This window comes from Pseudomonas sp. BIGb0176, from assembly GCF_024810175.1.
Taxonomy (GTDB): Bacteria; Pseudomonadota; Gammaproteobacteria; order Pseudomonadales; family Pseudomonadaceae; genus Aquipseudomonas; species Aquipseudomonas protegens.
Map to the genome: position 1 here is coordinate 391,543 of NZ_JANUEC010000004.1, position 24,856 is coordinate 416,398.

23 protein-coding genes and 1 other RNA gene are annotated in these 24,856 nt (G+C 63.4%); 10 read left to right on the forward strand and 14 right to left on the reverse strand.

All coding sequences use genetic code 11. The features are described 5' to 3' along the window. Nucleotides 1-233: 233 nt before the first annotated feature. From M2395_RS24855 to M2395_RS24880, 6 genes are all read right to left on the reverse strand, one after another. On the reverse strand, nucleotides 234-1,235 hold the full coding sequence (locus M2395_RS24855) for an extracellular solute-binding protein (protein WP_011064138.1): 1,002 nt from the start codon (nucleotides 1,233-1,235) through the stop codon (nucleotides 234-236). A 136-nt stretch (nucleotides 1,236-1,371) separates the two neighbouring features. Continuing rightward, nucleotides 1,372-2,589 (reverse strand): 2-octaprenyl-3-methyl-6-methoxy-1,4-benzoquinol hydroxylase, encoded by a 1,218-nt coding sequence (locus tag M2395_RS24860; RefSeq protein WP_019095409.1) that lies wholly within the window; start codon nucleotides 2,587-2,589, stop codon nucleotides 1,372-1,374. Nucleotides 2,590-2,598: 9 nt separating this feature from the next. Next, on the reverse strand, nucleotides 2,599-3,084 hold the full coding sequence (locus M2395_RS24865; RefSeq protein ID WP_077934938.1) for a DUF4442 domain-containing protein: 486 nt from the start codon (nucleotides 3,082-3,084) through the stop codon (nucleotides 2,599-2,601). After that, the gene (gene ubiH, locus M2395_RS24870) at nucleotides 3,077-4,264 is read right to left on the reverse strand and encodes a 2-octaprenyl-6-methoxyphenyl hydroxylase (protein WP_011064141.1); all 1,188 of its coding nucleotides are present in this window, start codon (nucleotides 4,262-4,264) and stop codon (nucleotides 3,077-3,079) included. The genes M2395_RS24865 and ubiH overlap by 8 nt, the downstream gene beginning before the upstream one ends. Continuing rightward, on the reverse strand, nucleotides 4,261-5,595 hold the full coding sequence (pepP, locus tag M2395_RS24875) for a Xaa-Pro aminopeptidase (RefSeq protein WP_015637430.1): 1,335 nt from the start codon (nucleotides 5,593-5,595) through the stop codon (nucleotides 4,261-4,263). Before pepP ends, ubiH begins: the two co-directional genes overlap by 4 nt. Before the next feature lie 23 nt (nucleotides 5,596-5,618). Further along, nucleotides 5,619-6,176 carry a YecA family protein gene (locus tag M2395_RS24880; RefSeq protein ID WP_011064143.1) on the reverse strand — a complete coding sequence of 186 codons (558 nt, stop codon included), beginning with the start codon at nucleotides 6,174-6,176 and terminating at the stop codon, nucleotides 5,619-5,621. A 235-nt stretch (nucleotides 6,177-6,411) separates the two neighbouring features. Here M2395_RS24880 and M2395_RS24885 point away from each other — a divergent pair, with 235 nt between their 5' ends. The 4 genes from M2395_RS24885 to M2395_RS24900 all read left to right on the forward strand — a co-directional run bounded on the left by M2395_RS24885 (nucleotide 6,412) and on the right by M2395_RS24900 (nucleotide 7,839). Next, nucleotides 6,412-6,621: a TIGR02449 family protein gene (locus M2395_RS24885; protein ID WP_011064144.1), complete on the forward strand. Its 210-nt coding sequence runs from the start codon at nucleotides 6,412-6,414 to the stop codon at nucleotides 6,619-6,621. Further along, nucleotides 6,618-6,941: a cell division protein ZapA gene (locus tag M2395_RS24890; RefSeq protein WP_011064145.1), complete on the forward strand. Its 324-nt coding sequence runs from the start codon at nucleotides 6,618-6,620 to the stop codon at nucleotides 6,939-6,941. The genes M2395_RS24885 and M2395_RS24890 overlap by 4 nt, the downstream gene beginning before the upstream one ends. A gap of 23 nt (nucleotides 6,942-6,964) precedes the next feature. After that, nucleotides 6,965-7,143: non-coding RNA, 6S RNA (ssrS, locus tag M2395_RS24895), on the forward strand. A 90-nt stretch (nucleotides 7,144-7,233) separates the two neighbouring features. After that, nucleotides 7,234-7,839 carry a 5-formyltetrahydrofolate cyclo-ligase gene (locus M2395_RS24900; RefSeq protein WP_011064146.1) on the forward strand — a complete coding sequence of 202 codons (606 nt, stop codon included), beginning with the start codon at nucleotides 7,234-7,236 and terminating at the stop codon, nucleotides 7,837-7,839. Nucleotides 7,840-7,872: 33 nt separating this feature from the next. On the opposite strand, the gene M2395_RS24905 is transcribed toward M2395_RS24900, so the two are convergent. Continuing rightward, nucleotides 7,873-8,022, reverse strand: a complete 150-nt coding sequence (locus tag M2395_RS24905; RefSeq protein WP_015637431.1) for a hypothetical protein — start codon at nucleotides 8,020-8,022, stop codon at nucleotides 7,873-7,875. 196 nt (nucleotides 8,023-8,218) lie between these two features. Between M2395_RS24905 and M2395_RS24910 the strand changes: the two genes are divergently transcribed. From M2395_RS24910 to M2395_RS24925, 4 genes are all read left to right on the forward strand, one after another. Beyond that, on the forward strand, nucleotides 8,219-8,668 hold the full coding sequence (locus M2395_RS24910; protein WP_015637432.1) for an EVE domain-containing protein: 450 nt from the start codon (nucleotides 8,219-8,221) through the stop codon (nucleotides 8,666-8,668). A 188-nt stretch (nucleotides 8,669-8,856) separates the two neighbouring features. After that, a complete protein-coding gene (locus M2395_RS24915) occupies nucleotides 8,857-9,822 on the forward strand; it encodes an HlyD family secretion protein (protein ID WP_015637433.1) in 966 nt (321 codons plus the stop codon). Further along, nucleotides 9,819-12,545 carry a ribosome-associated ATPase/putative transporter RbbA gene (gene rbbA / locus M2395_RS24920; protein ID WP_077934939.1) on the forward strand — a complete coding sequence of 909 codons (2,727 nt, stop codon included), beginning with the start codon at nucleotides 9,819-9,821 and terminating at the stop codon, nucleotides 12,543-12,545. The genes M2395_RS24915 and rbbA overlap by 4 nt, the downstream gene beginning before the upstream one ends. Then, a complete protein-coding gene (locus M2395_RS24925) occupies nucleotides 12,545-13,663 on the forward strand; it encodes an ABC transporter permease (protein ID WP_015637435.1) in 1,119 nt (372 codons plus the stop codon). Before rbbA ends, M2395_RS24925 begins: the two co-directional genes overlap by 1 nt. Nucleotides 13,664-13,754: 91 nt before the next feature. Here M2395_RS24925 and M2395_RS24930 read toward each other — a convergent pair whose 3' ends face one another. Beyond that, entirely contained in the window at nucleotides 13,755-14,162 is a 408-nt protein-coding gene (locus M2395_RS24930) for a flagellar basal body-associated protein FliL (RefSeq protein ID WP_011064151.1), read from the reverse strand. 158 nt (nucleotides 14,163-14,320) lie between these two features. On the opposite strand from M2395_RS24930, the gene M2395_RS24935 reads away from it, so the two are divergent. Continuing rightward, nucleotides 14,321-15,298 carry an NADPH:quinone oxidoreductase family protein gene (locus tag M2395_RS24935; RefSeq protein WP_015637437.1) on the forward strand — a complete coding sequence of 326 codons (978 nt, stop codon included), beginning with the start codon at nucleotides 14,321-14,323 and terminating at the stop codon, nucleotides 15,296-15,298. Between the two features lie 16 nt (nucleotides 15,299-15,314). Here M2395_RS24935 and M2395_RS24940 read toward each other — a convergent pair whose 3' ends face one another. From M2395_RS24940 to trxA, 5 genes are all read right to left on the reverse strand, one after another. Further along, complete coding sequence (locus tag M2395_RS24940) at nucleotides 15,315-15,965, reverse strand: gamma-glutamylcyclotransferase (protein ID WP_077934941.1); 651 nt, start codon at nucleotides 15,963-15,965, stop codon at nucleotides 15,315-15,317. Nucleotides 15,966-16,179: 214 nt separating this feature from the next. Further along, on the reverse strand, nucleotides 16,180-17,148 hold the full coding sequence (locus tag M2395_RS24945; protein WP_011064154.1) for a CDP-6-deoxy-delta-3,4-glucoseen reductase: 969 nt from the start codon (nucleotides 17,146-17,148) through the stop codon (nucleotides 16,180-16,182). Beyond that, complete coding sequence (ubiD, locus tag M2395_RS24950; protein ID WP_011064155.1) at nucleotides 17,148-18,614, reverse strand: 4-hydroxy-3-polyprenylbenzoate decarboxylase; 1,467 nt, start codon at nucleotides 18,612-18,614, stop codon at nucleotides 17,148-17,150. The genes M2395_RS24945 and ubiD overlap by 1 nt, the downstream gene beginning before the upstream one ends. 125 nt (nucleotides 18,615-18,739) lie before the next feature. Next, nucleotides 18,740-19,999 carry a transcription termination factor Rho gene (gene rho / locus M2395_RS24955; RefSeq protein WP_011064156.1) on the reverse strand — a complete coding sequence of 420 codons (1,260 nt, stop codon included), beginning with the start codon at nucleotides 19,997-19,999 and terminating at the stop codon, nucleotides 18,740-18,742. 247 nt (nucleotides 20,000-20,246) lie between these two features. Further along, the gene (trxA, locus tag M2395_RS24960) at nucleotides 20,247-20,576 is read right to left on the reverse strand and encodes a thioredoxin TrxA (protein WP_003206727.1); all 330 of its coding nucleotides are present in this window, start codon (nucleotides 20,574-20,576) and stop codon (nucleotides 20,247-20,249) included. 374 nt (nucleotides 20,577-20,950) lie between these two features. Between trxA and ppx the strand changes: the two genes are divergently transcribed. Next, entirely contained in the window at nucleotides 20,951-22,453 is a 1,503-nt protein-coding gene (gene ppx, locus M2395_RS24965; RefSeq protein ID WP_011064157.1) for an exopolyphosphatase, read from the forward strand. Nucleotides 22,454-22,627: 174 nt separating this feature from the next. Here ppx and ppk1 read toward each other — a convergent pair whose 3' ends face one another. Further along, nucleotides 22,628-24,847, reverse strand: coding sequence for a polyphosphate kinase 1 (gene ppk1, locus M2395_RS24970; RefSeq protein WP_077934942.1), 2,220 nt, complete (start codon nucleotides 24,845-24,847; stop codon nucleotides 22,628-22,630). Between the last annotated feature and the right edge of the window lie 9 nt (nucleotides 24,848-24,856).

A 24,856-nucleotide genomic window follows, 5' to 3' on the forward strand; every position in this document is an offset into this window, starting at 1 on the left:
TCTCGGGCAGGTGGAACAGACAAAAATACTTGCGCAAAACGCGTGGGGCCAGGGAGCGGCACCCGCTGGAAGCCATGGCCACCCCAACGGCTGCAACCACGTTACGCCAGTTGAATCACGTATTCAGGGCTGGCCACCGCTGCGCGGTGGAACGGGAGCCAGCTCCCTCGCCACTAAAGCCCAGCCGCTAAAGAAAACGCCCCGCAAAAGCGGGGCGCAGTATAACGGCAGGCTCAGTTCCAGCCAGCGCGGTCCATCAGGCGAATGGCTTCGGCCTGGCGCTTGCCGGCGATTTCAACCGGCAGGGTGTCGGCTACGAACTTGCCCCAGCTGGCCACTTCCGCGGAAGGCGCTACCGCCGGGTTGGCCGGGAACTCCTGGTTGACGTCGGCAAAGATCTTCTGCGCCTCAGGCGTGGTCATCCATTCCACCAGGGCCTTGGCCGCTTCCGGGTGCGGTGCGTGTTTGGTCAGGCCGATGCCCGACAGGTTGACGTGCACCCCGCGATCGCCCTGGTTCGGCCAGAACAGCTTCACCGCCAGGTTCGGTTTCTGCTTGTGCAGGCGGCCGTAGTAGTAGGTGTTGACGATGCCGACGTCGCATTGCCCGGCGTTGATCGCCTCGAGCACCGCGATGTCGTCGGAGAACACATCGGTAGACAGGTTGTTGACCCAACCCTTGATGATCTCTTCGGTCTTCTCGGCACCGTGGGTCTCGATCAGCGTGGCGGTCAGCGACTGGTTGTAGACCTTCTTCGCCGTGCGCAGGCACAGGCGGCCTTCCCACTGCTTGTCCGCCAGGGCTTCATAGGTGGTCAGTTCTGAAGGTTTGACCCGGTCGGTGGAGTAGGCCAGGGTCCGCGCCCGTAGGCTCAGGCCGGTCCAGGCGTGGTTGGAGGAGCGATATTGCAGGGGAATGTTGCTGTCGATGACCTTGGAGGTGAACGGCTGCAGGATGCCCATCTGCTCGGCCTGCCAGAGGTTGCCGGCATCCACGGTGAGCAGCAGGTCGGCGGTGGCGTTCTCGCCCTCGGCCTTGATCCGCTGCATCAGCGGCGCTTCCTTGTCGGTGATGAACTTGATCTTCACCCCGGTCTTCTGGGTGTAGGCATCGAACACCGGCTTGATCAGCTCATCGATACGCGAGGAGTAGACCACGACTTCATCGGCGGCGTAGGCGGTGCCACCGATGAGTGTGAGGGCCAGGGCGGTCAGTAGACGCTTCGGTGCCAACATGGGAGCGGTCTCTCGATTTCAAAGTGAGGCGAAATGATAAGGACTCCCATTTGCCATCTCAACCGAACCCGGCGCTGAGGAGTTACCAGATGTTGCGTAGGCTCGTCCTCACGACGCTTGGCCAGCAAGCCGGCGCCTAGGCTCTGGCCAGTTCCGGCAAGTCGCCGCTCAGGCCCAGGGCCTGGCGCACGAACAGGGCCTTGGCCTCGGGCATCTGGTCGATCACCTTGAGGCCGGTGTTGCGCAGCCAGCGCATGGGCAACGGGTCGGCCTGGAACAGCCGCTCGAAGCCCTCCATGGCCGCCATCAGCGCCAGGTTGTGGGGCATGCGCCGGCGCTCGAAGCGGCTCAGCACCTTGACCTCGGCCAGGCGCTCGCCGCGGCTGGCCGCTTGCAGCAGCACTTCGGCCAGCACGGCGGCATCGAGGAAGCCCAGGTTGACCCCCTGCCCCGCCAACGGGTGGATGGTGTGGGCGGCGTCGCCGATCAGCGCCAGGCCTTCGGCCACATAGCGCTTGGCATGGCGTTGGCGCAACGGCACGCAGAGCCGCGGGTCGGCGCTGATCACCGAACCCAGGCGGCCTTCGAAGGCGCGCTCCAGTTCGGCGCAGAAGCTCTCGTCGTCCAGCGCCATCAGGCGCTCGGCCTCACTCGGGGTGGTCGACCAGACAATCGAACACCAATCATGCTGCCCGTCCCGTACCAGGGGCAGGAAGGCCAGCGGGCCGGTATCGGTGAAGCGCTGCCAGGCGGTCAATTGGTGAGGCTGGCTGCTGCGCACGCTGGTGACGATGGCGTGATGCAGGTAATCCCACTCGCGAGTGGTACAACCGGTGAGCCGGCGCACGGCCGAGTTGGCGCCATCGGCAGCGATCACCAGCGGCGCACGCAGTTGCCGGCCATCCGCCAGGGTCAGCAGCCAGTCGTCGCCGGAGCGGCGCATCTGCTCCAGACGGGCATTGGCCAGCAGGCCGATATCGCATTCATGCAGACGCTCGAGCAAGGCGTCCTGAACCACCCGGTTCTCGACGATATGACCCAGCACCTCGGCATGCACGCTGGACGCCGAGAAGTGGATCTGCCCGGTGCCGCTGCCGTCCCAGACCTGCATGTCGCAGTAGGGGCTGCTACGGCGCCGGGCAATGCCGTCCCAGGCGCCCAGGCGCTCCAGGATGCGCTGGCTGGCCGCCGACAAGGCACTGACCCGAGGCTCGAACGGCGCCTGGTCATCGAAGGGTTTGACACTCAGGGAACCGCCATCGAGCAGCAGCACTTCCAGGCCGCTGCCCTGCAACGCCAACGCCAAGGCACTGCCGACCATTCCGGCTCCGACAATCAGCACATCTGCGCGCATTTCCATGCTTTAGGCCTGTCTCACTGGCGGCTTGAGCCGCACATAAAGGGTTTTATCGACCCGCGCCACCAGGGTGCCGGAGCCGTCATGAATCTCTACCTGCCACTGCGGCAGGTACTTCTCGCCCGTTGCGGTCTGCTGGCGAACATCGTCGAGCAGCGCCTGGTCGATACTGAGCCGGGCAAACACCGGCCCTCTGCCCGGGGCGATGAAATCGATGGTCGCGGCCTTGTCCCAGACGATGTAGTCGGGGCCCAGGTTCTCCATCAGCATCAGCATGAAGAACGGGTCCACCATGGAATACAGGCTGCCGCCGAACTGGGTGCCGACATAGTTGCGGTTGTACCAGCCCAGGCCCATGCAGACCTGGACGTCACGGAAATCCGCACTGATGTGCCGAACCCGCACGCCAGCCCCGAGGTAGGGCAGGTACAGGTTCAACACCCAGCGCAACAGGCGGGCCTTGCCGAACCGCCGGGTCAGCCAGTCACGCATCCGGGCGAGTGCCCAGGCCCATGGCCTGGCGAGCGAACCAGCGTTTGGCCGGTGGCAGCAGGTCCAGGCCGAGCAAGCCCAGGTTGCGCCCCACGGACAGCAGCGGCAGTTTGCTGCCGAACAGCCGGGTGACCTGATCGGAGAAGCCCACGGTCAGGTTCTGGTCCAGGCGCTGACGTTCGCGGTAGGCCTGCAGCACGGCAAAATCCCCCGGCAGTGCTTCGCTGGCCAACAACGCGTCCGCCAGGGCCTGGGCATCGCGCAGTGACAGGTTGAAGCCCTGGCCGGCGATCGGATGCAGGCTGTGGGCCGCATTGCCCAGCACCACCAAGTGGGGGCGCACCTGTTCCTCGGCTTCCACCAGGGACAGCGGGTAGAGATGGCGGGCGCCGACTTGTTTCAGGGTTCCCAGGCGGTAGCCGAACACGCCCTGCAATTCACTGAGGAAGCTGCGCTCGTCCAGGTCGGCCAGACGCTGTGCATCCATGCCCTGGCGGGTCCAGATCAGTGCACAGCGATTATCCGGCAGCGGCAGCAAAGCCATTGGGCCATCGTCGGTGAAGCGCTCGAAGGCCATGCCGTTGTGGGCTTCGCTGGGGGTGATGTTGGCAATCAGCGCACTCTGGTTATAGGGGCGGTTCTTGACCCCGATGCCCAGTTGTTCGCGCAGGCCGGAGCGGCCGCCGTCGGCCAGCACGGCGAGATCGCATTCCAAGGTGGTTTCGTCGTTCAGGGTCAGGCGATAGCCGCCTGCCAGGGGCTCCAGACGGGTGACTTCGGCCGGGCAGCGCCAGCTGATCACGTCCTTGTCCAGCCCTTGCCACAGGCATTGGCCGAGCCAGGCGTTTTCCACCACATAGCCCAGGGCCGGCACCCCTTCTTCCATGGCCGACAGGCGCGCGGTGGAGAACCGCCCACGGTCGGACACGTGAATCTGCTTGATCGGCTCGGCACGCCGGGAGATCGCCTGCCACAGCCCCAGGCGCTGGTAGATCTGCCGGGCGCCAAAGGACAGGGCCGAGGAGCGGGCGTCGTAGCTGGGCTGGAAACTGTCGCCCGGCGCGAAGGGCTCGATCAGCACGATCTTCCAGCCCCGGGCCTTGGCCCCGGCCTGCAGCGCCAGGGCCAGGCTCGCGCCTACCAGACCGCCACCGATGATGGCCAGATTGACCCGGCTCATGACGCCTGGGTCCGCGCAGCGGCCATCAAGGCCTCGATCTCGGCCACGCTCTTGGGCACGCCACCTGTCAGAATTTCACAGCCCTGCTTGGTCACTACCACGTCGTCCTCGATGCGCACGCCGATGCCGCGCCACTTCTTCGCTACCTGCTGGTTGTCCGGGGATATGTAGATGCCCGGCTCCACGGTCAGCGCCATGCCGACCTCCAACACCCGCCACTCGCCGCCGACCCGGTACTCGCCGACGTCGTGTACATCCATGCCCAGCCAGTGTCCGGCACGGTGCATGTAGAACGTCTTGTAGGCCTCGCTGGCAATCAGCTGGTCCACATCGCCTTCCAGCAGGCCCAGTTGCACCAGGCCGGCGGTGATCACCTGGACCGTCGCCTCATGAGCCTGGTTCCAGTGCTTGTTCGGGGCGATCTGGGCAAAGGCCGCTTCCTGGGAAGCCAGCACCAGTTCGTAGATCGCCTTCTGCTCCGGCGAAAACTTGCCGTTGACCGGCCAGGTGCGGGTGATATCGCTGGCATAGCAGTCGATCTCGCAACCGGCGTCGATCAGCACCAGGTCACCGTCCTTGAGCACGGCGTCATTCTGCTGGTAATGCAGGATGCAGCTGTTGCGGCCCGCCGCGACGATCGAGCCATAGGCCGGCATCTTCGCCCCGCCCTTGCGGAATTCGTAATCCAGCTCGGCTTCCAGGCTGAACTCATGCAACCCGGGACGGCTGGCCTGCATTGCGCGGATATGGGCCTGGGCGGAGATCCGTGCGGCCTCGCGCATCACCTTCACTTCTGCCGCCGATTTATACAGGCGCATGTCGTGCAGCAGATGATCCAGGGCAACGAATTCGTTCGGCGGCTGGGCGCCGAGGTGCGCTTTAGAGCGGATCACGTTGATCCAGTCCATCAGGTGACGATCGAATTCGGGGTTGCTGCCCATGGCCGAGTAAACCCGGTCGCGGCCTTCGATCAAGCCCGGCAGGATGTCGTCGATATCGGTGATGGGAAATGCGTCATCGGCACCGTAGTCGCGAATCGCGCCCTCCTGGCCGGCCCGCAAACCGTCCCAGAGTTCGCGCTCCGGGTTGCGCTCGCGACAGAACAGCACGTACTCGCCGTGCTCCCGGCCGGGGATCAGCACGATCACCGCCTGGGGCTCGGGAAACCCGCTGAGGTACTGGAAATCGCTGTCCTGGCGGTAGACGTGCTCCACATCGCGATTGCGAATGGCCACGGCCGCCGCCGGCAGGATCGCGATGCTGTTGGGCTCCATCTGCGCCATGAGCGCCTTGCGGCGACGGCTGTATTCCGCTTTCGGGATATGAATCATGGGCGGACGCAGTTCCCTGTCAGTCAGTGCAGAGAAGGCTTGGCAGCCGGCGCAACAGTCTTGTTGGTCTCGGTGAACAGCAGCAGAGGCGCAACCCGCAGGTACTCCATCACTTCCATGTAGTCGCTTTCACCGTCATCGGATTCCTCCAGCGCGTCCTGGACCTGAGCAATGGCTGCAAGGTCCTGCAACACTTCCGTGGCCTCGACGCTCAGGGCACTGCTGTCGCGGGAGTTGAGGCCGAAACCGGCGAGGAAGCCCTGGCACCACTGGCCCAGGGCAGCGGCACGCTCGGCCAGGGGGGCGTCGTCGCTGGGCAGCAGCAGGACCACGGTCATGTCATCGCTGGTGAGCTCGCCCTTGACCATCTCCTGCAGGCCGATCAAGGCGCTGCGCACGTTGTCTTGCGGCTCGCCTTCGAGCAGTTCGGCGGCGTCCACCAGCCAGCCGTCGACTTCGAAGCCGGCGCCGGCGCAGCTGCGACCCAGCAACAGGCCGTGCAGCTCGGCAGGAGAAACAGGATGACCGCTGCTGCTGAGCAGGGTGGCGAAGGCGTTGTACGGGGAATTCTGAATGGGCATGGGCAGCTAGGCGCCAAGCGGCGCAATGTCTAGAATGAAGGCCTTGTATCGTAGGGCGTGTCATCATTCATTGCCAGCGCCGCGTTGTGCTTTGCGCCCCGTTACAGTGGCCCGCAGGGCCTCGGGCGACAGACAGATTGCCGACCGGACAACGCCAGATGCGCCACGACCGCTCAGGCCATTGAGGCGCTGCCCAGCCAGTTGCCACTCATCAGACCAACTTCAGTGGGACACAATGGAAGACACCGACCTGCACGCACTGATGGCCAGACTCGAACTGCTTATTACCCGGGTCGAGCAACTAAAGAGTCAAAACGCACTCTTATTAGCTCAGGAAAAGACCTGGCGCGAGGAACGCGCGCACCTCATTGAAAAAAACGAAATCGCCCGGCGTAAGGTCGAATCGATGATTTCGCGCCTCAAGGCCCTGGAGCAAGACTCATGAGTTCAAGCAATAGCGTTACCGTGCAGATCCTCGACAAAGAGTATTCGATCATCTGCCCCCAGGAAGAGCGCAGCAATCTGGTGAGCGCCGCCCGTTACCTGGACGGCAAGATGCGCGAGATCCGCAGCAGCGGCAAAGTCATCGGCGCCGATCGCATCGCGGTCATGGCCGCCCTGAACATCACCCACGACCTGCTGCACCGTCAGGAGCGTCCGGATGTGCAGGCCAGCGCCACCACCCGGGAACAGGTGAGGGATCTGCTGGAGCGTGTTGACCTGGTTCTGGCCACCGATTCGGACACAAGCAAAGCTGATTCCTGACAGCGGTTGCGGTATACTCCCGCCACTCCCTGGGGTGCTTGCCAGTTGGCGATGTCCCTGAGCCGATTCGCACTACCCTGGAAGTTGCACGTTGGGCTGGTGTGCATGTCCGCTAGACGGAAAGCCTTAAAGCCTGCTGCATCTTCCGCCTTGAACTTTCGGGTTCAAGGGCTAAGTCGACAGCGGTTCGCCTGGGGAGCCTGAATTGTCAGCCAATGCCAGTTATCCATGCTGGCATTGGTTTTTCCGGGTAGGCTGTTCTGCCAAATCCGACCTTCTCATAGCCTCTTTCATGACCGAACCTGCGCCGCTTTCCCGCCCGCAACTTCGCCGCATGCTGCGCAAGGCCCGTCGCGCCCTGAGCCCTGCCGAGCAACGCCAGGCAGCCCTTGGCCTGTACCGCCAACTGGCTCAGGACCCGGTGTTTCGTCGGGCACGGCACCTGTCCCTGTATCTGCCCACCGACGGTGAAATCGACCCGCGCCTGCTGCTGCGTGCCGCCCAGCGCCGGGGCAAGGCCACCTACCTGCCGGTGCTCAGCGCCTGGCCCCGGACCAAGATGGTTTTCCAGCGGGTCCTCCCGGGAGAAACGCTGCGGCCCAATCGTTTTCGCATTCTCGAGCCCCGGGTCAATTGCGCGCGGCAACGCAAGGTCTGGGCCCTGGACTTGGTGCTGCTGCCCCTGGTTGGCTTTGATGAAGAAGGTGGACGCCTGGGGATGGGTGGCGGCTTTTATGACCGCAGCCTGGCCTACCTTGCGCGGCGCCAGAACTGGCGCAAGCCGAAGCTGCTGGGGCTGGCCCATGAATGTCAGAAAGTCGGAAAGCTGGACCAGGCCAGTTGGGATGTACCCTTGCACGGTACGGTGACGGACCGGGGGTGGTACTTCGCTCGATAGGTGCCGCGTTCGATCAGCGGCACCCGAGCTGGTTCAGCGCTTGAAAGGCTGCGGCTGCTGTTGTGCGATTTCGATGGGGGCATCGGTCTTGCTGGCCCATAAGCTCTGCGCATAACCGGTGGTCACAACGCCCAAACCGAACAAAATAACCAAAATCCATAGTAAATCCGGTTGGCGTTTCATCGATTGCCCCCCCTCAGGCAAATCACACACGCTCCAGGCATGGTTTCCATAACAGGCCATGCAGCAGCGTCAAGCTTAAAATCCCGGCATTCTGCGATAACGTGAACCGACACGCAAATGCTGACGTCAACCGACCGTCGGTTTGTCATAAAATTGCCCGACAACCTGCCCAATCACCCTTTGGAGGGTAAGAAAGATGGCCTATTGGCTGATGAAATCCGAGCCCGACGAACTCTCGATCCAGGGTTTGCAGCAACTCGGCCAAGCCCGTTGGGACGGGGTGCGCAATTACCAGGCGCGCAACTTCCTGCGCGCCATGGCGGTAGGCGACGAGTTCTTCTTCTACCACTCCAGCTGCCCGGAACCGGGTATCGCCGGCATCGGCCGGATCATCAAGGCCGCCTACCCGGACCCCACCGCCCTGGAGCCGGACAGCGTCTACTTCGACCCCAAATCCAGTGCCGAAAAGAATGCCTGGAGCGCCATCGACGTGGCCCATGTGGAAACCTTCACCAAGGTGCTGCGCCTGGATTACCTCAAGCAGCAGGCAGCTCTCGCCGAAATGCCTCTGGTGCACAAAGGCAGCCGCCTGTCGGTCATGCCGGTCACCGCCGAACAATGGGCTGCCGTACTCGCCCTGCGCTGACCACCCCGCCCCCCTGGCGCCGGGAGTCGGATCTGTCCACGGCGCCAGCCCGAACGTTTTTTTGCCCCGATCATCATGCAGCCTGCAAACAATAGGTTTAGGCTTGGCCCTTTCATTTGACGGGCATCAAGCCGTAGAAAGCCTTGAGCCGTCAGACTTGGACGCTATTGCCGCAGGACGCAGAACACATGTCGACGAACCACCGTTCCTCCCGCCTTTTTGCTGTTTCCCTGTTGATTCTGTTACTCGCCGCCGGTGCTTTCGGCTACTGGAAATCCCTCCAGGATCGCCTGCCCGAAGGCCTGAGCATGGGCAACGGCCGGCTCGAAGCCACCGAAGTGCAGATCGCCAGCAAGATTCCCGGGCGCCTGGCGGAAGTGCGGGTCAACGAAGGCGACAAGGTGCTTCAAGGCCAGTTGCTGGCACGCATGGACACCCGCACCCTGGAAGCCCAGCGCAATCAGGCCGAGGCCGAAGTGCTGCGCGCCCGAGAGAACCTGTCTGCGGCCGAAGCCAATGTGCAGTTGCGCCAGAGCGAACTGCTGCTGGCCAATCAGGAACTCAGGCGCTCTCAGGAGCTGTTCAAGCGCGGCTTCGCCAGCCAGCAGATCATCGACCAGCAGCAGGCCCGCCTGAACACCGGCAACGCAGCAGTCCTGGCGGCCCAGGCCCAGGTCGCAGCGGTGAAGGCCGCCATCGGCGCCGCCCAGGCCCAGGTTGCCCAGCTCACCAGCGAAATCGACGACAGCAGCCTGCGGGCGCCCATCGACGGCATCATCCAGCTGCGCCTGGCCGAACCCGGCGAAGTGCTGGGCGCCGGCGGCCGTGTGCTGCTGCTGATCGACCCCAATGACCAGTACATGAACCTCTACCTGCCGGCTTCGGTCACCGGCCGCCTGACCGTTGGCGACGAGTCGCGGATCCTCCTCGACGCCCTGCCCAACCAGCCCCTGCCGGCGAAGATCAGCTTCGTCGCGGCCAAGTCCCAATTCACCCCCAAAGAGGTGGAAACCCGGGACGAGCGCCAGAAGCTGGTGTTCCGGGTCAAGGTGCGCCTGACTCAACCCGCCGCCGTGCCCCAGGCCAAACCGGGCATGCCCGGCGCCGGTTATGTGCGCACCGCCCCCGTGGACTGGCCGGCCAACCTGCAATGAGCGCCCTGGCGCTGCAAGCGAACGGCATCAGCCATCGCTATGGTTCACAGCAGGCCCTGAGCGACATCAGCTTCAACCTGCCAGCGGGCACCCGCTGCGGCTTGATCGGCCCGGACGGTGCCGGCAAGTCGAGCCTTCTGGGGCTGATCGCCGGGGTCAAGAAACTTCAGCAGGGCGAGCTCGACGTGCTCGGCGGACCGATCTCGCAACGGCGCCACCGCAGCAGCCTCTATCCGCGCATCGCCTTCATGCCCCAGGGCCTGGGGGGCAACCTGTATCCCGAGCTGTCCATCAGCGAGAACATCCGCTTCTTCGCCACCCTGTTCGGCCTGCCCAAGGATGAATGCGAACAGCGCATGCACAGCCTGTTGCTGGCCACCGACCTGCTGCGCTTCGCCGAACGCCCGGCGGGCAAGCTGTCCGGCGGGATGAAGCAGAAGCTTGGCCTGTGCTGTGCGCTGATCCACGAACCGGACCTGCTGATCCTCGACGAGCCCACCACCGGGGTCGACCCCCTGTCGCGCCGGCGTTTCTGGGAATTGGTCGAAGACGTACGCCGGCAACGCCCGCAACTGACCCTGCTGGTGGCAACCGCCTACATGGAGGAGGCCGAACAGTTCGAGCACTGCCTGATGCTCGACCAGGGCAAGTTGATCGCCCAGGGCCTGAGCCAGGAGCTGGCGCAGATCACCGCCAGCGGCAAGCTGGACGACGCCTTCACCCATTTCCAGGGCGACAGCAGTCATGACAACCAGCCCCTGGTGATTCCGCCGCGTTCCGGCGACAACCAGGACATCGCCATCGAGGCCCATGAGCTGACCCTGCGCTTCGGCGACTTCACCGCGGTCAACAAGGTCAGCTTCGCCATCGGCCGCGGGGAGATCTTCGGTTTCCTCGGTTCCAACGGCTGCGGCAAGACCACCACCATGAAGGTCCTCACCGGGCTGATGCCCGCCAGCGAGGGCAGCGCCAAGCTGTTGGGCAACCCGGTGAACGCCAAGGACCTGGCCACCCGCAAGCGGGTCGGTTTCATGTCCCAGAGCTTTTCCCTGTATGGCGAGCTCAGCGTGCGCCAGAACCTGGAACTGCATGCCCGCCTGTTCGACCTGCCGAAAGCCGAAAGCGGCCCGCGCATCGAGGAACTGATCCAGCGCTTCGACCTCGGGGCGATTGCCGAACAACAGTCCGGCGCCTTGCCTCTGGGCCTGCGCCAGCGCCTGTCGCTGGCAGTGGCAGTGCTGCACCGCCCGGAAGTGCTGATCCTCGACGAGCCCACTTCCGGGGTCGACCCGGCGGCCCGAGACGACTTCTGGCGCCTGCTGATCGAGCTGTCCCGGGAACAGGGAGTGACCATCTTCCTGTCCACGCACTTCATGAACGAGGCCCAGCGCTGCGACCGCATTTCGCTGATGCACGCCGGCAAGGTACTGGCCTGCGACACCCCGGCGGCGCTGCAGCAACAGTTTGCCGGCGACACCCTGGAGGCCGCCTTCGTCCGCTGCCTGGAAGAGGCCCAGGGCACGCCGGACACACCTGCGCCATCACCGGAGGCGGCTACCCCCACCGCTGCCGGCACCCTAGCAGCCCCGCGTTCGGGCCTGAGCCTGGCGCGCCTGCTGGCGGTGGCCAGCCGCGAGGGCAAGGAACTGCTGCGGGACAAAGTGCGCCTGGGCTTCGCCCTGCTGGGGGCGATCTTCATGATGGTGATCTTCGGCTATGGCATTTCCCTGGACGTGGAGAAACTGGCCTTCGCCGTCTACGACCAGGATCAGACGCCACAGAGCCGTACCTACCTGGAAGCCTTCCGCAGCTCACGCTACTTCGAGGAGAAACCGACCATCCGCAGCTCCGCCGAACTGCATCGGCGCCTGCAACGCTCGGAGATCAAGCTGGCACTGGAGATTCCTCCCGGCTTTGGCCGTGACCTGTATGCCGGACGCCAGCCCGCGGTGGCGGCCTGGCTGGATGGCGGCATGCCGTTTCGTGCGGAAACCAGCCGCAACTATGTCGAGGCCGTGCACCAGGCCAACCTCGAGCTGCTGGCGGAACAAAGCAGCCCGGCCCTCAGCACCAGGCCGGCGGCCAAGCTGGAAACGCGCTTTCGCTACAACCAGGACGTGGTCAGCGTGAATGCCATCGGCCCCGGGGTCATGGCGCTGATCCTGGCGTTCATTCCGGCGATGCTCACGGCCCTGGGCATCGTCCGCGAAAAGGAGCTGGGCTCGATCACCAACTTCTACGCCACGCCCCTGACCCGCCTGGAGTTCCTCCTTGGCAAACAGGCGCCCTACCTGGCCGTCAGTCTGATCAACCTGGCCCTGCTGGTGGCCATGAACCGCTGGCTGTTCGGCGTGCCCTTCAAGGGCAGCGGCCTGACCCTCGCCCTGGGCGGCGTGCTCTATGTGCTGGCCACCACCAGCATGGGGCTGCTGATCTCGGCATTCACCCGCACTCAGATCGCAGCGATTCTGGGCACCATGATCATCACCAGCCTGCCCACCATCCAGTTTTCCGGGCTGATCGTGCCGCGCTCGTCCCTGGAAGGCTCGGCGGCGGTCATGGGCCAGCTGTTTCCCGCCGGTTACTTCCTCGACATCGCCGTCGGCACCTTCACCAAGGCCCTGGACCTGCGCGAACTCTGGCCCCAGTGCCTGGCCCTGGTGGGCTTTTTCCTTGGTTTCACCGGGCTCAGCCTGGTCATGCTGAAAAAGCAGGAGGTCTGATGAATCGTCTCGCCCATATCCTGCGCCTGGGCTTGAAGGAGCTCACCAGCCTGCGCCACGACAGCGTGCTGCTGCTGTTCTTGATGTATGCCTTCACCGTGGCCATCTACCTGCCCGCCGCCGGCTCGGTGATCGGCGTGCACAACGCCAGCGTGGCCCTGGTGGACGAAGATCACAGCGCCCTCTCCCGGCAACTGGCCGAAGCGCTGCAACCCCCCGAGTTCCAGGCTCCGGTGCCGCTGCCCTATGACCAGCTGGACTCGGTGATGGACAGCGGCCAGTACACCTTTGTGATCAATGTCCCGGCCAACTTCCAGAGCGACTTGCTGGCCGGGCGCCAGCCTGCGGTACAGGTCAACGTCGATGCCACCGCCATGAGCCAGGCCTTCATGGGCGCCGGCTACATCGGCCGGATCTTCCAGCGCGAGCTGCTCACCTACGCCAACCAGGCGGACGCCACCAGCAAGGCCCCGGCACTGCTGACCACCCGCGCCCTGTTCAATACCAACCTGGAGGGCGGCTGGTTCCTGGCGGTGATCCAGATCGTCAACAACATCACCATCCTGGCCATCGTGCTCACCGGCACCGCGCTGCTGCGCGAACGCGAGCACGGCACTCTCGATCACCTGCTGGTGCTGCCGCTGACAGCGCTGGAGATCATGCTGGCCAAGGTCTGGAGCAACATGCTGGTGGTGGTGCTGTGCACCTGGGTATCGCTGGAGGTGATAGTCAAGGGTGTGCTGGGGGTGCCGCTGGCGGGGTCCATGGCGCTGTTCCTGATGGTTACTGCGCTCTATCTGTTCGCCAGTACCGCCCTGGGGATCTTCCTCGCCACCCTGGCCCGCTCGACCCCGCAGTTCGGCCTGCTGGCGATTCCGGTGATCATCCCGATGCTGCTGCTGTCCGGCGGCAGTACGCCGCTGGACAGCATGCCGCAGTGGCTGCAGTGGGTGATGCAGGGTTCGCCGTCGACGCACTTCGTCAGCCTCAGCGCGGCGATCCTGTTCCGCGATGCGGGAGTCAGTGTGGTCTGGCCCGACCTGCTGGCCCTGGCGACCATCGGCCTGGTGTTCTTCGCCATCGCCCTGGCGCGCTTTCGCAAGAGCCTGGCTTCATGACCCACACCACGTAGGAGCCGGTTTGCCGGCGAAGGGCCGCAGGGACGCCTTCGCTGGCAAGCCAGCTCCTACGCCTGTAGCGGGGGCAGGCTTACTGAATGATCAGGTTGTTGAACAACAGGTCTTCCACCACCGGCTTGCCGGTTTCGTCGTTCATGACTTGCTGCACCTGCTTGAGGGCTTCCTGGCGCAGCTTTTCCTTGGCTTCGACGTTATTCATGGTGTCGCTGGTCTGCTGGGCGAACAGCGCCACCAACTGGTTGCGTATCAGCGGCTCGTTGGCCTTGACCGCCTGGGCCGAGGCGTCGCCGGTTACTCGCAGGGCCACGTCGGCCTTGTAGACCTTGAGTTTAGGGCCGCCGTCCAGGCCGTAGTTGCCCACGAAGGGTGGGTTCAGGCTGATGTAGCTGACTTTCGGTGCTTCACCTTCTTTGGCCTCTTCGGCCATCGCTGCCATGGGCAGGGAGAGGGCCAGCAGCAACATGATCCACGCTTTCACAATTCGCTCCTTAATCCGGTTTGCGGCCTAGCATAAAGGCCCGCCCGCCTGAGCCCAAGCACAAGCTTATGGCTGGTCATCAGGACCGGGCATGCTCGTTGACCGCCTGATTCACACTCCTACACTTATCGGCCACCACTCCCAAAGGAATAGCCCTGATGAAAGCCGTGCTGTGCAAAGCCTTCGGCCCTGCCGAAACGCTGGTGCTGGAAGAGGTCGCAAGCCCCGTGCCGAAGAAGAACGAGATCCTGCTGGAAGTGCATGCCGCAGGCGTCAACTTCCCGGACACCCTGATCATCGAGGGCAAGTACCAGTTCAAGCCGCCATTCCCCTTCTCCCCGGGGGGCGAAGCGGCCGGCGTAGTCAGCGCAGTGGGTGAGAAGGTCGGCCACCTCAAGGCCGGTGACCGGGTCATGGCCCTGACCGGCTGGGGCAGCTTCGCCGAGCAGGTGGCCGTCCCCGGTTACAACGTGCTGCCGATTCCCGCCGCCATGGACTTCAATACAGCCGCCGCCTTCAGCATGACCTACGGCACCTCGATGCACGCCCTCAAGCAGCGCGGCAACCTGCAGCCCGGTGAAACCTTGCTGGTGCTTGGTGCCTCGGGCGGGGTCGGGCTGGCCGCCGTGGAAATCGGCAAGGCCATGGGCGCCCGGGTGATTGCCGCTGCCAGCAGCGCGGAAAAGCTCGCCGTGGCCAAGGCCGCCGGTGCCGACGAGCTGATCAACTACAGCGAAAGCAGCCTGAAGGACGAGATCAAGCGCCTGACCGGCGGCAATGGCGCGGACGTGATCTACGACCCGGTGGGCGGCGACCTGTTCGACCAGGCCATCCGCTCCATCGCCTGGAACGGCCGGCTGCTGGTGGTGGGGTTCGCCAGCGGGCGCATCCCCGAGCTACCGGTGAACCTGGCCCTGCTCAAGGGTGCAGCGGTGGTGGGTGTGTTCTGGGGCTCCTTCGCCCAGCGCCAGCCCCAGGACAACGCGGCGAACTTCCAGCAACTGTTCGGCTGGTTCGCCGAGGGCAAGCTCAAGCCGCTGGTCTCCCACGTCTATCCGCTGACGGAGGCTGCGCGAGCCATCGATGATCTCGGCCAGCGCAGAGCGGTGGGCAAGGTCGTGGTGCAGGTGCGCTAAGACCGGCTACAGGGCCTCAATGGGCGTCCGCCCCCTTGCAGCGCTTGAGCCGCGCCTCCAGGTTGCGATCCGGCATGGCGTGGCTGCGCAGGGCCTGGACCGTCTGTTCGACATAATCGCGGGTGGTGCCATACCGCCCGCAAGCGCTTTCGAACACCTGGTTCAGCACATCGTCCGGCAGATTGCCGGCATAGCTGGGCAGGTGCCGCTCCAGCACAAAGCCCAGGGCCTGAACCTGGCTGCCATCCTCAAGGCGGCAGTTGAGCCAGTGCGGGCGATAGGAGGGATAAGGCATTTCACGCTGCCACAGGGCGTACAGCGAGGCGTCCAGATGCTCTTCCGGCAGCCGATAGGCGAAGCCGCTGCAGGAGCCGCCACGATCCAGGCCGAACACCAGCCCCGGCAGCTCCGGCGTGCCGCGATGCTCGTGGGACCACAGGTACAGCCCGCGATGATAACCATGCACTCTGCCCCGCTTGCGTTCGACCGCCGAGCATTCCGGCCGCCAGATCAGTGAACCGTAGGCGAACAGCCACACCGGCCCACCCTTGTGCCGGGCCATGGTGGATTGCATGGAACTGCGAAGTTGGTCGTGCGTCAGCTGCGGGCCCAGATCGAGCCGTGGAGGGTAAGCCAGATTCAGATAACTGGATTCAAGGGCTGTCATGGCGAATAGCGTTCGGCTCCCCGCGTAAAAGAAGTTACTTAATAGAACGCTTGGCAGTAACTGCAAGACACATGAGTTTCAAGGCAAGTTAAGTGCCACTAAGCAGTGGCACTTAAGTTGGAGGCTTATATATAACCTACCGGCATTTATTTAATTAGATAAATACCGATAGGCTATATACGGAGTTATAACGCGCCGCGCAGGCCCGATGCAGTCAGGGCCGCGGGGCGTAGGCAAACACGTCGGCGCGCATTTGGTGGGCATCCATCCCGGCACTCACCAGCGCATCCAGGGTGGCGTAGATCATCGCCGGCGAGCCGCTGGCGTAAACGTGTACCGCCGACAGGTCGGTAATGTCCTCGCACACCGCTTCATGCAGCATGCCGCAGCGCCCCTCCCAGCCACACAGGTCGCTGACCACTTTGTGCAGGTAGAGGTTGGGCAGTTGCTGCCACTCGTCCCAGTGTTCCAGCTGGTAGAAATCTTCCGGCCGGCGCACGCCCCAGTACAGGTGCACCGGATGCTTGAAGCCGGCGGCCCGACAATGCTCGATCAGGCTGTGCATCTGCGCCATGCCGGTACCGGCGGCGATCAGCACCAGCGGCCCATCCGGCAACTCGGCCAGGTGGGTGTCGCCAAAAGGCAACTGCACCCGAGCCATGCGGTTGCGCTGCAGTTGCTCCATCAGGCTTTGCGCACTGTTCTCGCGCACCAGCACATGCAATTCCAGATCTCGCCCGCTGTGAGGCGCCGATGCCAGGGAAAAGGCCGACTTCTCACCGTTGTCCCGCTCCAGCATCAGGTACTGCCCGGCGTGATAGCGCGGCGGCTTGCCGGCCGGTGCCCGCAGCCTGACCCGCCAGACATCGCCGCCGACCTCCAGGCATTCAGTAAGCTGACACGACAGGCTGCGCACCGGCAATTCTCCCAGCGCAAGGACGCCATCCCACAGCACGATGCAGTCTTCCAGCGGCTCTGCAATGCAAGTGTAGAACTCGCCGTGATCACGCACGTCGCCAGCTTGCTGCACGCTGCCCTCCACCAGCAGCGCCGCACAGACATGACAGTTGCCATTGCGGCAGCTCTGCGGGCATTCATAGCCCAGGCGCCGCGCCGCATCGAGAATCCGCTCGCCGGGCAGCGTCTCAAGCACGGCTCCGGAGGGCTGCAAGGTTACACGCATCAATCTATTCCTAACTGATTCCAGATGGCATCGATCCGGCGGGTGACCGCCTCATCCTTGACGATGACCCGGCCCCACTCTCGGGTGGTTTCTCCAGGCCACTTGTGAGTCGCATCGAGCCCCATCTTCGAACCCAGGCCAGACACCGGCGAGGCGAAGTCGAGGTAGTCGATCGGGGTGTTGTCGATCATCACCGTGTCGCGCTTGGGGTCCATGCGCGTGGTGATGGCCCAGATCACATCGTTCCAGTCCCGGGCATTGATATCGTCGTCGGTGACGATAACGAACTTGGTGTACATGAACTGTCGCAAAAACGACCAGACACCCAGCATGACCCGCTTGGCGTGGCCCGGGTACTGCTTCTTCATGGTCACCACCGCCATGCGGTAGGAACAGCCTTCGGGCGGCAGGTAGAAGTCGGTGATTTCCGGAAACTGCTTCTGCAGGATCGGCACGAAGACCTCGTTCAGCGCGACGCCAAGGATCGCCGGCTCATCGGGCGGCCGGCCGGTGTAGGTGCTGTGGTAGATCGGCTTGATGCGGTGGGTGATGCGCTCCACGGTGAACACCGGAAAGCTGTCGACCTCGTTGTAGTAGCCAGTGTGGTCGCCGTACGGGCCTTCATCGGCCATCTCGCCGGGATGGATCACCCCTTCAAGGATGATTTCAGCCGTGGCCGGAACCTGCAGGTCGTTACCGCGGCACTTCACCAGCTCAGTGCGGTTGCCCCGCAGCAGGCCGGCAAAGGCGTATTCGGAAAGGCTGTCCGGCACCGGGGTCACGGCGCCGAGAATGGTCGCCGGGTCCGCGCCCAGCGCCACCGACACCGGGAACGGCTGGCCCGGGTGCTTCTCGCACCACTCGCGGTAATCCAGCGCGCCGCCGCGGTGGCTCAGCCAGCGCATGATCACCTTGTTGCGGCCGATCACCTGCTGACGATAGATACCCAGGTTCTGCCGGTCCTTGTTCGGGCCCTTGGTCACGGTCAGGCCCCAAGTGATCAGCGGGCCGACATCGCCCGGCCAGCAGGTCTGCACCGGCAGCATGCCAAGGTCGACGTCGTCGCCTTCGATCACCACTTCCTGGCACACCGCATCCTTGACCACCTTGGGCGCCATGGAAATGATCTTGCGGAAGATCGGCAGCTTGGACCAGGCGTCCTTGAGCCCCTTGGGCGGCTCCGGCTCCTTGAGGAACGCCAGCAGCTTGCCGATCTCGCGCAGTTCGCTGACCGCTTCGGCGCCCATGCCCAGGGCCACGCGCTCGGGGGTGCCGAACAGGTTGCCGAGCACGGGGATGTCATAACCGGTGGGGTTTTCAAACAGCAGGGCCGGGCCTTTGGCACGCAAGGTGCGATCGCAGACCTCGGTCATTTCCAGCACTGGGGACACCGGAACCTGGATGCGCTTGAGTTCCGAGCGCTGTTCCAGGCCGCTGATAAAGTCGCGCAAGTCGCGATACTGCATGCGTGAGCCTCGTTTTCGCCGTGGCATTCGGGGCAGGCAGTTTAGCGCCGAACCCACAGGTTCAGAATAGAGAATGTCAGATAGCAAAAAGCCGGGTTTCCCCGGCTCTTGCTGGCCTGATCGATTTACTTGCGTTTCATCGACAGGAAGAACTCATCGTTGGTCTTGGTCTGTTTCAACTTGTCGACCAGGAATTCGATGGCAGCGACTTCATCCATGGGATGCAGCAGCTTGCGCAGGATCCACATGCGCTGCAGCTCGTCGTCGGCGGTCAGCAACTCTTCGCGGCGGGTGCCGGAACGGTTGATGTTGATGGCCGGGAAGACGCGCTTTTCAGCGATCTTGCGGTCCAGGGGCAGTTCCATGTTGCCGGTACCCTTGAACTCTTCGTAGATCACTTCATCCATCTTCGAGCCGGTTTCAACCAGCGCGGTGGCGATGATGGTCAGCGAGCCGCCTTCCTCGATGTTCCGCGCGGCGCCGAAGAAACGCTTCGGTTTCTCCAGGGCGTGGGCATCGACACCACCGGTCAGGACCTTGCCGGAGCTCGGGATCACGGTGTTGTAGGCACGGGCCAGACGGGTGATGGAGTCCAGCAGGATCACCACGTCCTTCTTGTGTTCGACCAGGCGCTTGGCCTTCTCGATCACCATCTCGGCCACTTGCACGTGGCGGGTTGGCGGCTCGTCGAAGGTGGAGGCGACCACTTCGCCGCGCACAGTGCGCTGCATTTCGGTCACTTCTTCCGGACGCTCGTCGATCAGCAGCACGATCAGATGAACTTCAGGGTTGTTGCGCGTGATGTTCGACGCGATGTTCTGCAGCATGATGGTCTTGCCCGCCTTTGGCGGAGCAACGATCAGACCACGCTGGCCTTTACCGATCGGGGCGCACAGATCGATCACACGACCGGTCAGGTCTTCGGTGGAACCGTTGCCGGCTTCCATCTTCATGCGCACGGTCGGGAACAGCGGCGTCAGGTTTTCGAACAGAATCTTGTTCTTGGCGTTCTCTGGGCGGTCGTAGTTGATGGTATCGACCTTGAGCAGCGCGAAGTAACGCTCGCCTTCCTTGGGAGGGCGGATCTTGCCAACGATGGTGTCACCGGTGCGCAAGTTGAAGCGACGGATCTGGCTTGGCGAGACGTAGATATCGTCCGGGCCAGCGAGATAGGAGGCGTCAGCAGAGCGAAGGAAGCCGAAGCCGTCCTGGAGGATCTCCAGCACGCCATCACCGGAGATTTCCTCACCGCTTTTCGCGTGCTTTTTCAGCAGGGAGAAAATCACGTCCTGCTTGCGCGAACGGGCCATATTTTCTATGCCCATCTGTTCGGCCAATTCGAGCAGTTCGGTAATCGGCTTTTGCTTGAGTTCAGTCAGATTCATATAGGAATGACGTAATCATTTATAGAGGGGGGAAATTAAGCTTTTGGCTTAATGAGGCCGCGCCGCAGAGAAGGCGACAGGATCGCGTACTAATTCGAAAAGGAGAGCGTCGGCGACGGCTTGCAGGGGGCAATGGAGAAACCAGTGCGGGGCCGAATGTAACACCTGAGTTTCGGAGCGTCTAGCCCTCAATTACGAAAAAGCCCCGCATTTTGCGGGGCTTTTCCAGGGCACTGAAAATCGACGCTTAGATGTTGGCGTCGAGGAAGGCAGCCAGTTGCGACTTCGACAGTGCGCCAACCTTGGTAGCTTCGACGTTGCCGTTCTTGAACAGCATCAAGGTCGGGATACCACGCACGCCATGCTTGGCCGGGGTTTCCTGGTTCTCGTCGATGTTCAGCTTGGCAACGGTCAGCTTGCCCTTGTAGGTTTCAGCAATTTCGTCCAGAACCGGAGCGATCATTTTGCATGGGCCACACCACTCGGCCCAGTAGTCGACCAGTACAGCGCCTTCGGCTTTGAGTACGTCGGCCTCGAAGCTGGCGTCGCTGACGTGTTTGATAAGATCGCTGCTCATGGAATTCTCCAGGTTGTAAGCAAAAAAACGTGGCCCATCATATCTGCCCTTCCCGCGTTCAGGAAGCCGGAGATGATTGACTCTAACTATGGTGCCCCACGAGTTTGGGTATAGCTCAGCTGGGGACGTTACGCGGGTTGCACAGGCCATTCGGCAACCCCGGCCGGCACCACGCACCTGTTGCAGCTGGGTCTTTGCCTGGCTGCCAAGGAGCGGCTCGCCCGATTGAACGGGATCTTTACTGGCCAGGGAACCGCCGGCCCACCGCCCCGGCGCAGGCTTTTATGCGTTGAATCAACGCATTGGACACTGCGCGTTGGCGCGAGCCGTTGATCGTGGCAGGATGGCGAGGTTATCGACCGAGACCCCCAACCATGCCCCAATCCCAAGCCAAGAATCTGTCCCTGATCGCCGCGATCGATCTGGGCTCCAACAGCTTTCACATGGTCGTGGCCAAGGCCCGGAACGGTGAAATCCGCATTCTCGAGCGGCTCGGAGAAAAGGTTCAACTGGCCGCCGGCATCGACGAAGAACGCCAGCTCAACGAAGAATCCATGCAGCGCGGTCTCGACTGCCTCAAGCGCTTCGCCCAACTGATCAACGGCATGCCCCAGGGCACGGTGCGCATCGTCGGCACCAACGCCCTGCGCGAAGCCCGCAACCGCGGCGAGTTCATTCGCCGTGCCGAGGAAATCCTCGGCCACCCGGTGGAAGTCATCTCCGGCCGTGAAGAAGCCCGCCTGATCTACCTCGGGGTGTCCCACACCCTCGCCGACACCCCGGGCAAGCGCCTGGTGGCCGACATCGGCGGCGGCAGTACCGAATTCATCATCGGCCAGCGCTTCGAACCCCTGCTGCGCGAAAGCCTGCAGATGGGCTGCGTAAGCTTCACCCAGCGCTATTTCCGCGATGGCAAGATCACCCCTGCCCGCTATGCCCAGGCCTACACCGCCGCACGCCTGGAGATCATGAGCATCGAACATGCCCTGCATCGCCTGACCTGGGACGAAGCCATCGGCTCGTCCGGAACCATTCGTGCCATTGGCCTGGCCCTCAAGGCCGGCGGCCAGGGTAGCGGCGAGGTCAACGCCGAAGGGCTGGCCTGGCTCAAGCGCAAGCTGTTCAAGCTCGGCGACGCCGAGAAGATCGACTTCGAAGGCATCAAGCCCGACCGCCGGGCGATCTTCCCCGCCGGCCTGGCAATTCTCGAAGCGATCTTCGATGCCCTGGAACTGCAACGCATGGATCACTGCGAAGGCGCCCTGCGTGAAGGCGTGCTCTACGATCTGCTGGGCCGCCATCATCACGAAGACGTCCGCGAACGCACCCTCAGCTCGCTGATGGAGCGCTACCACGTCGACCTGGAACAAGCCTCGCGCGTTGAAGGCAAGGCCCTGCGCGCCTTCGACCAGGTGGCCGCGGACTGGGACCTGGAAGACGGCATCTGGCGCGAACTGCTGGGCTGGGCGGCCAAGGTCCATGAAGTGGGGCTGGACATCGCCCACTATCACTACCACAAGCACGGTGCCTACCTGATCGAGCACTCGGACCTGGCGGGTTTCTCCCGAGAAGACCAGCAGATGCTGGCTCTCCTGGTGCGCGGCCACCGCCGCAACATCCCCAAGGAAAAATTCGCCGAGTTCGGCGACGACGGCATCAAGCTGATCCGGCTGTGCGTGTTGCTGCGTTTCGCCATCCTCTTCCATCACATCCGTGGCACCCAGCAGATGCCTCAGGTGAGCCTCAGCGCCCTGGGCGATCAGCTGGACGTGGAGTTCCCGGAAAACTGGCTGGATGAAAACCAGCTGACCCAGGCCGACTTCGCCCTGGAAGCCGAATGGCTGACCCGGGTGGGCATCGTGCTCAACGTCAACTGACCTTGCCACGGAGCTGCAGGAGCCGGCTTGCCGGCGAAAAGGCCGCTACCCCTTGCATCGCCCTCAGGGGCGCCTTCGCTGGCAAGCCAGCGCCTACAGTTCTTGCAAGCCGCACAAAAAAGGCCAGCCCGGTGATCGGGCTGGCCTTTTTATTATCAGCGACGCCTGACGCGCTTAGCGCACCGGCAGCACCGGGCTGCCAAGGCGCTCCAGCAGGGTTGCCTGGGCACTGCGCGGGTTCTGGTTGCCGGTCGGCGTGTTGCGAATATAGCGGCCGTCGGACTGCAGGCTCCAGCTGTGGGTGTTGTCGGTGAGATAGCTCTCCAACTCTTTCTTGACCCGCAGAATCAGCTTCTTGCCCTCCACCGGGAAGCAGGTCTCAACCCGCTTGTCGAGGTTGCGCTCCATCCAGTCGGCGCTGGAAAGGAACATCTGTTCCTCACCGCCATTGAGGAAGTAGAAGACCCGGGTGTGCTCCAGGAAGCGGCCGATGATCGAGCGCACGTGGATGTTGTGCGAGACCCCGGCAATGCCCGGACGCAGGCAGCACATGCCACGCACCACCAAGTCGATGCGCACGCCCGACTGGCTGGCCTTGTACAGCGCGCGAATGATCTTCGGATCGGTCAATGAGTTGAACTTGGCGATGATGTGCGCCGGTTTGCCGTCCAGGGCGAACTGAGTCTCCCGGGCGATCATGTCGAGCATGCCCTTCTTCAGGGTGAACGGCGCATGCAGCAACTTCTTCATGCGCAGGGTCTTGCCCATGCCGATCAGTTGGCTGAACAGCTTGCCCACGTCCTCGCACAAGGCATCGTCGGAGGTCAGCAGACTGTAGTCGGTGTACAGACGGGCGTTGGCCGCGTGGTAGTTGCCGGTGCCCAGGTGCGCATAACGCACGATCTCGCCGGCTTCGCGACGCAGGATCAGCATCATCTTGGCGTGGGTCTTGAACCCCACCACGCCGTAGATCACCACCGCACCGGCCGCCTGCAGACGGCTGGCCATCTGCAGGTTGGACTCTTCGTCAAACCGCGCACGCAATTCGATCACCGCGGTGACCTCCTTGCCGTTGCGCGCCGCGTCCACCAGGGCGTCGACGATCTCAGAGTTGGCGCCGCTGCGGTACAGGGTCTGGCGCACTGCCAGCACATGCGGATCCTTGGCAGCCTGGCGCAGCAGGTCGACCACCGGGGTGAAGGATTCGAACGGGTGCAGCAGCAGGATGTCCTGCTTGCTGATGACGCTGAAGATGTTCTCGCTGTTCTGCAGCAGCTTGGGGATCTGCGGGGTGAACGGGATGTATTGCAGCTCCGGGTGGCTGTCCAGGCCGGTGATGCTGAACAGCCGCGTCAGGTTCACCGGGCCGTTGACCTGGTACAGCTCGGTCTCGTGCAGGTTGAACTGCTTGAGCAGGTAGTCCGACAGGTGCTTGGGGCAGGTGTCGGCCACTTCCAGGCGCACCGCGTCACCGTAGCGACGGGAGAACAGCTCGCCGCGCAGCGCACGGGCCAGGTCTTCGACGTCCTCGGTGTCCACTGCCAGGTCGGCGTTTCGGGTCAGGCGGAACTGATAGCAGCCTTTTACCTTCATGCCCTGGAACAGGTCATCGGCGTGGGCGTGGATCATCGACGAGAGGAACACATAGTTGTCGCCAGGGCCGCCGACTTCTTCCGGCACCTTGATGATCCGCGGCAGCAGGCGCGGCGCGGGGATGATCGCCAGGCCCGAATCGCGCCCGAAGGCGTCGATGCCTTCCAGCTCGACGATGAAGTTCAGGCTCTTGTTCACCAGCAATGGGAACGGGTGCGTCGGGTCCAGGCCGATGGGGGTGATGATCGGCGCGATCTCGTCGCGGAAATAGCGGCGAACCCAGGTCTTGAGCTTGGTGGTCCAGTAGCGGCGACGGATGAAGCGGATCTGATGTTTTTCCAGTTCCGGCAACAGGATGTCGTTGAGGATCGCGTACTGGCGGTCGACATGCCCGTGCACCAGTTCGCTGATGCGCGCCAGCGCCTGGTGCGGCTGCAGGCCGTCGGCACCGGCCTGTTCGCGAGCGAAGGTGATCTGCTTCTTCAGGCCCGCCACGCGGATCTCGAAGAACTCGTCCAGGTTGCTGGAGAAGATCAGCAGGAACTTCAGGCGCTCCAGCAACGGATAGGACTCATCCAGTGCCTGCTCCAGCACGCGGATGTTGAATTGCAGCTGCGACAGCTCGCGGTGGATGTACAGGCTGCTGTCATCCAGGTTGGGAATGACGATGGCCGGTGCCGGTTGCGTCTCGGCCACCGCGGCCGGGGCCACTGGCTCCAGTTCCGGCGGGGTCTCCACCACTTGCTCGACCACCGGCTGAGCTTCTTTTACGGCAACTTCTGAGAGTCCTTCAGTATTCATCGCGTGTTC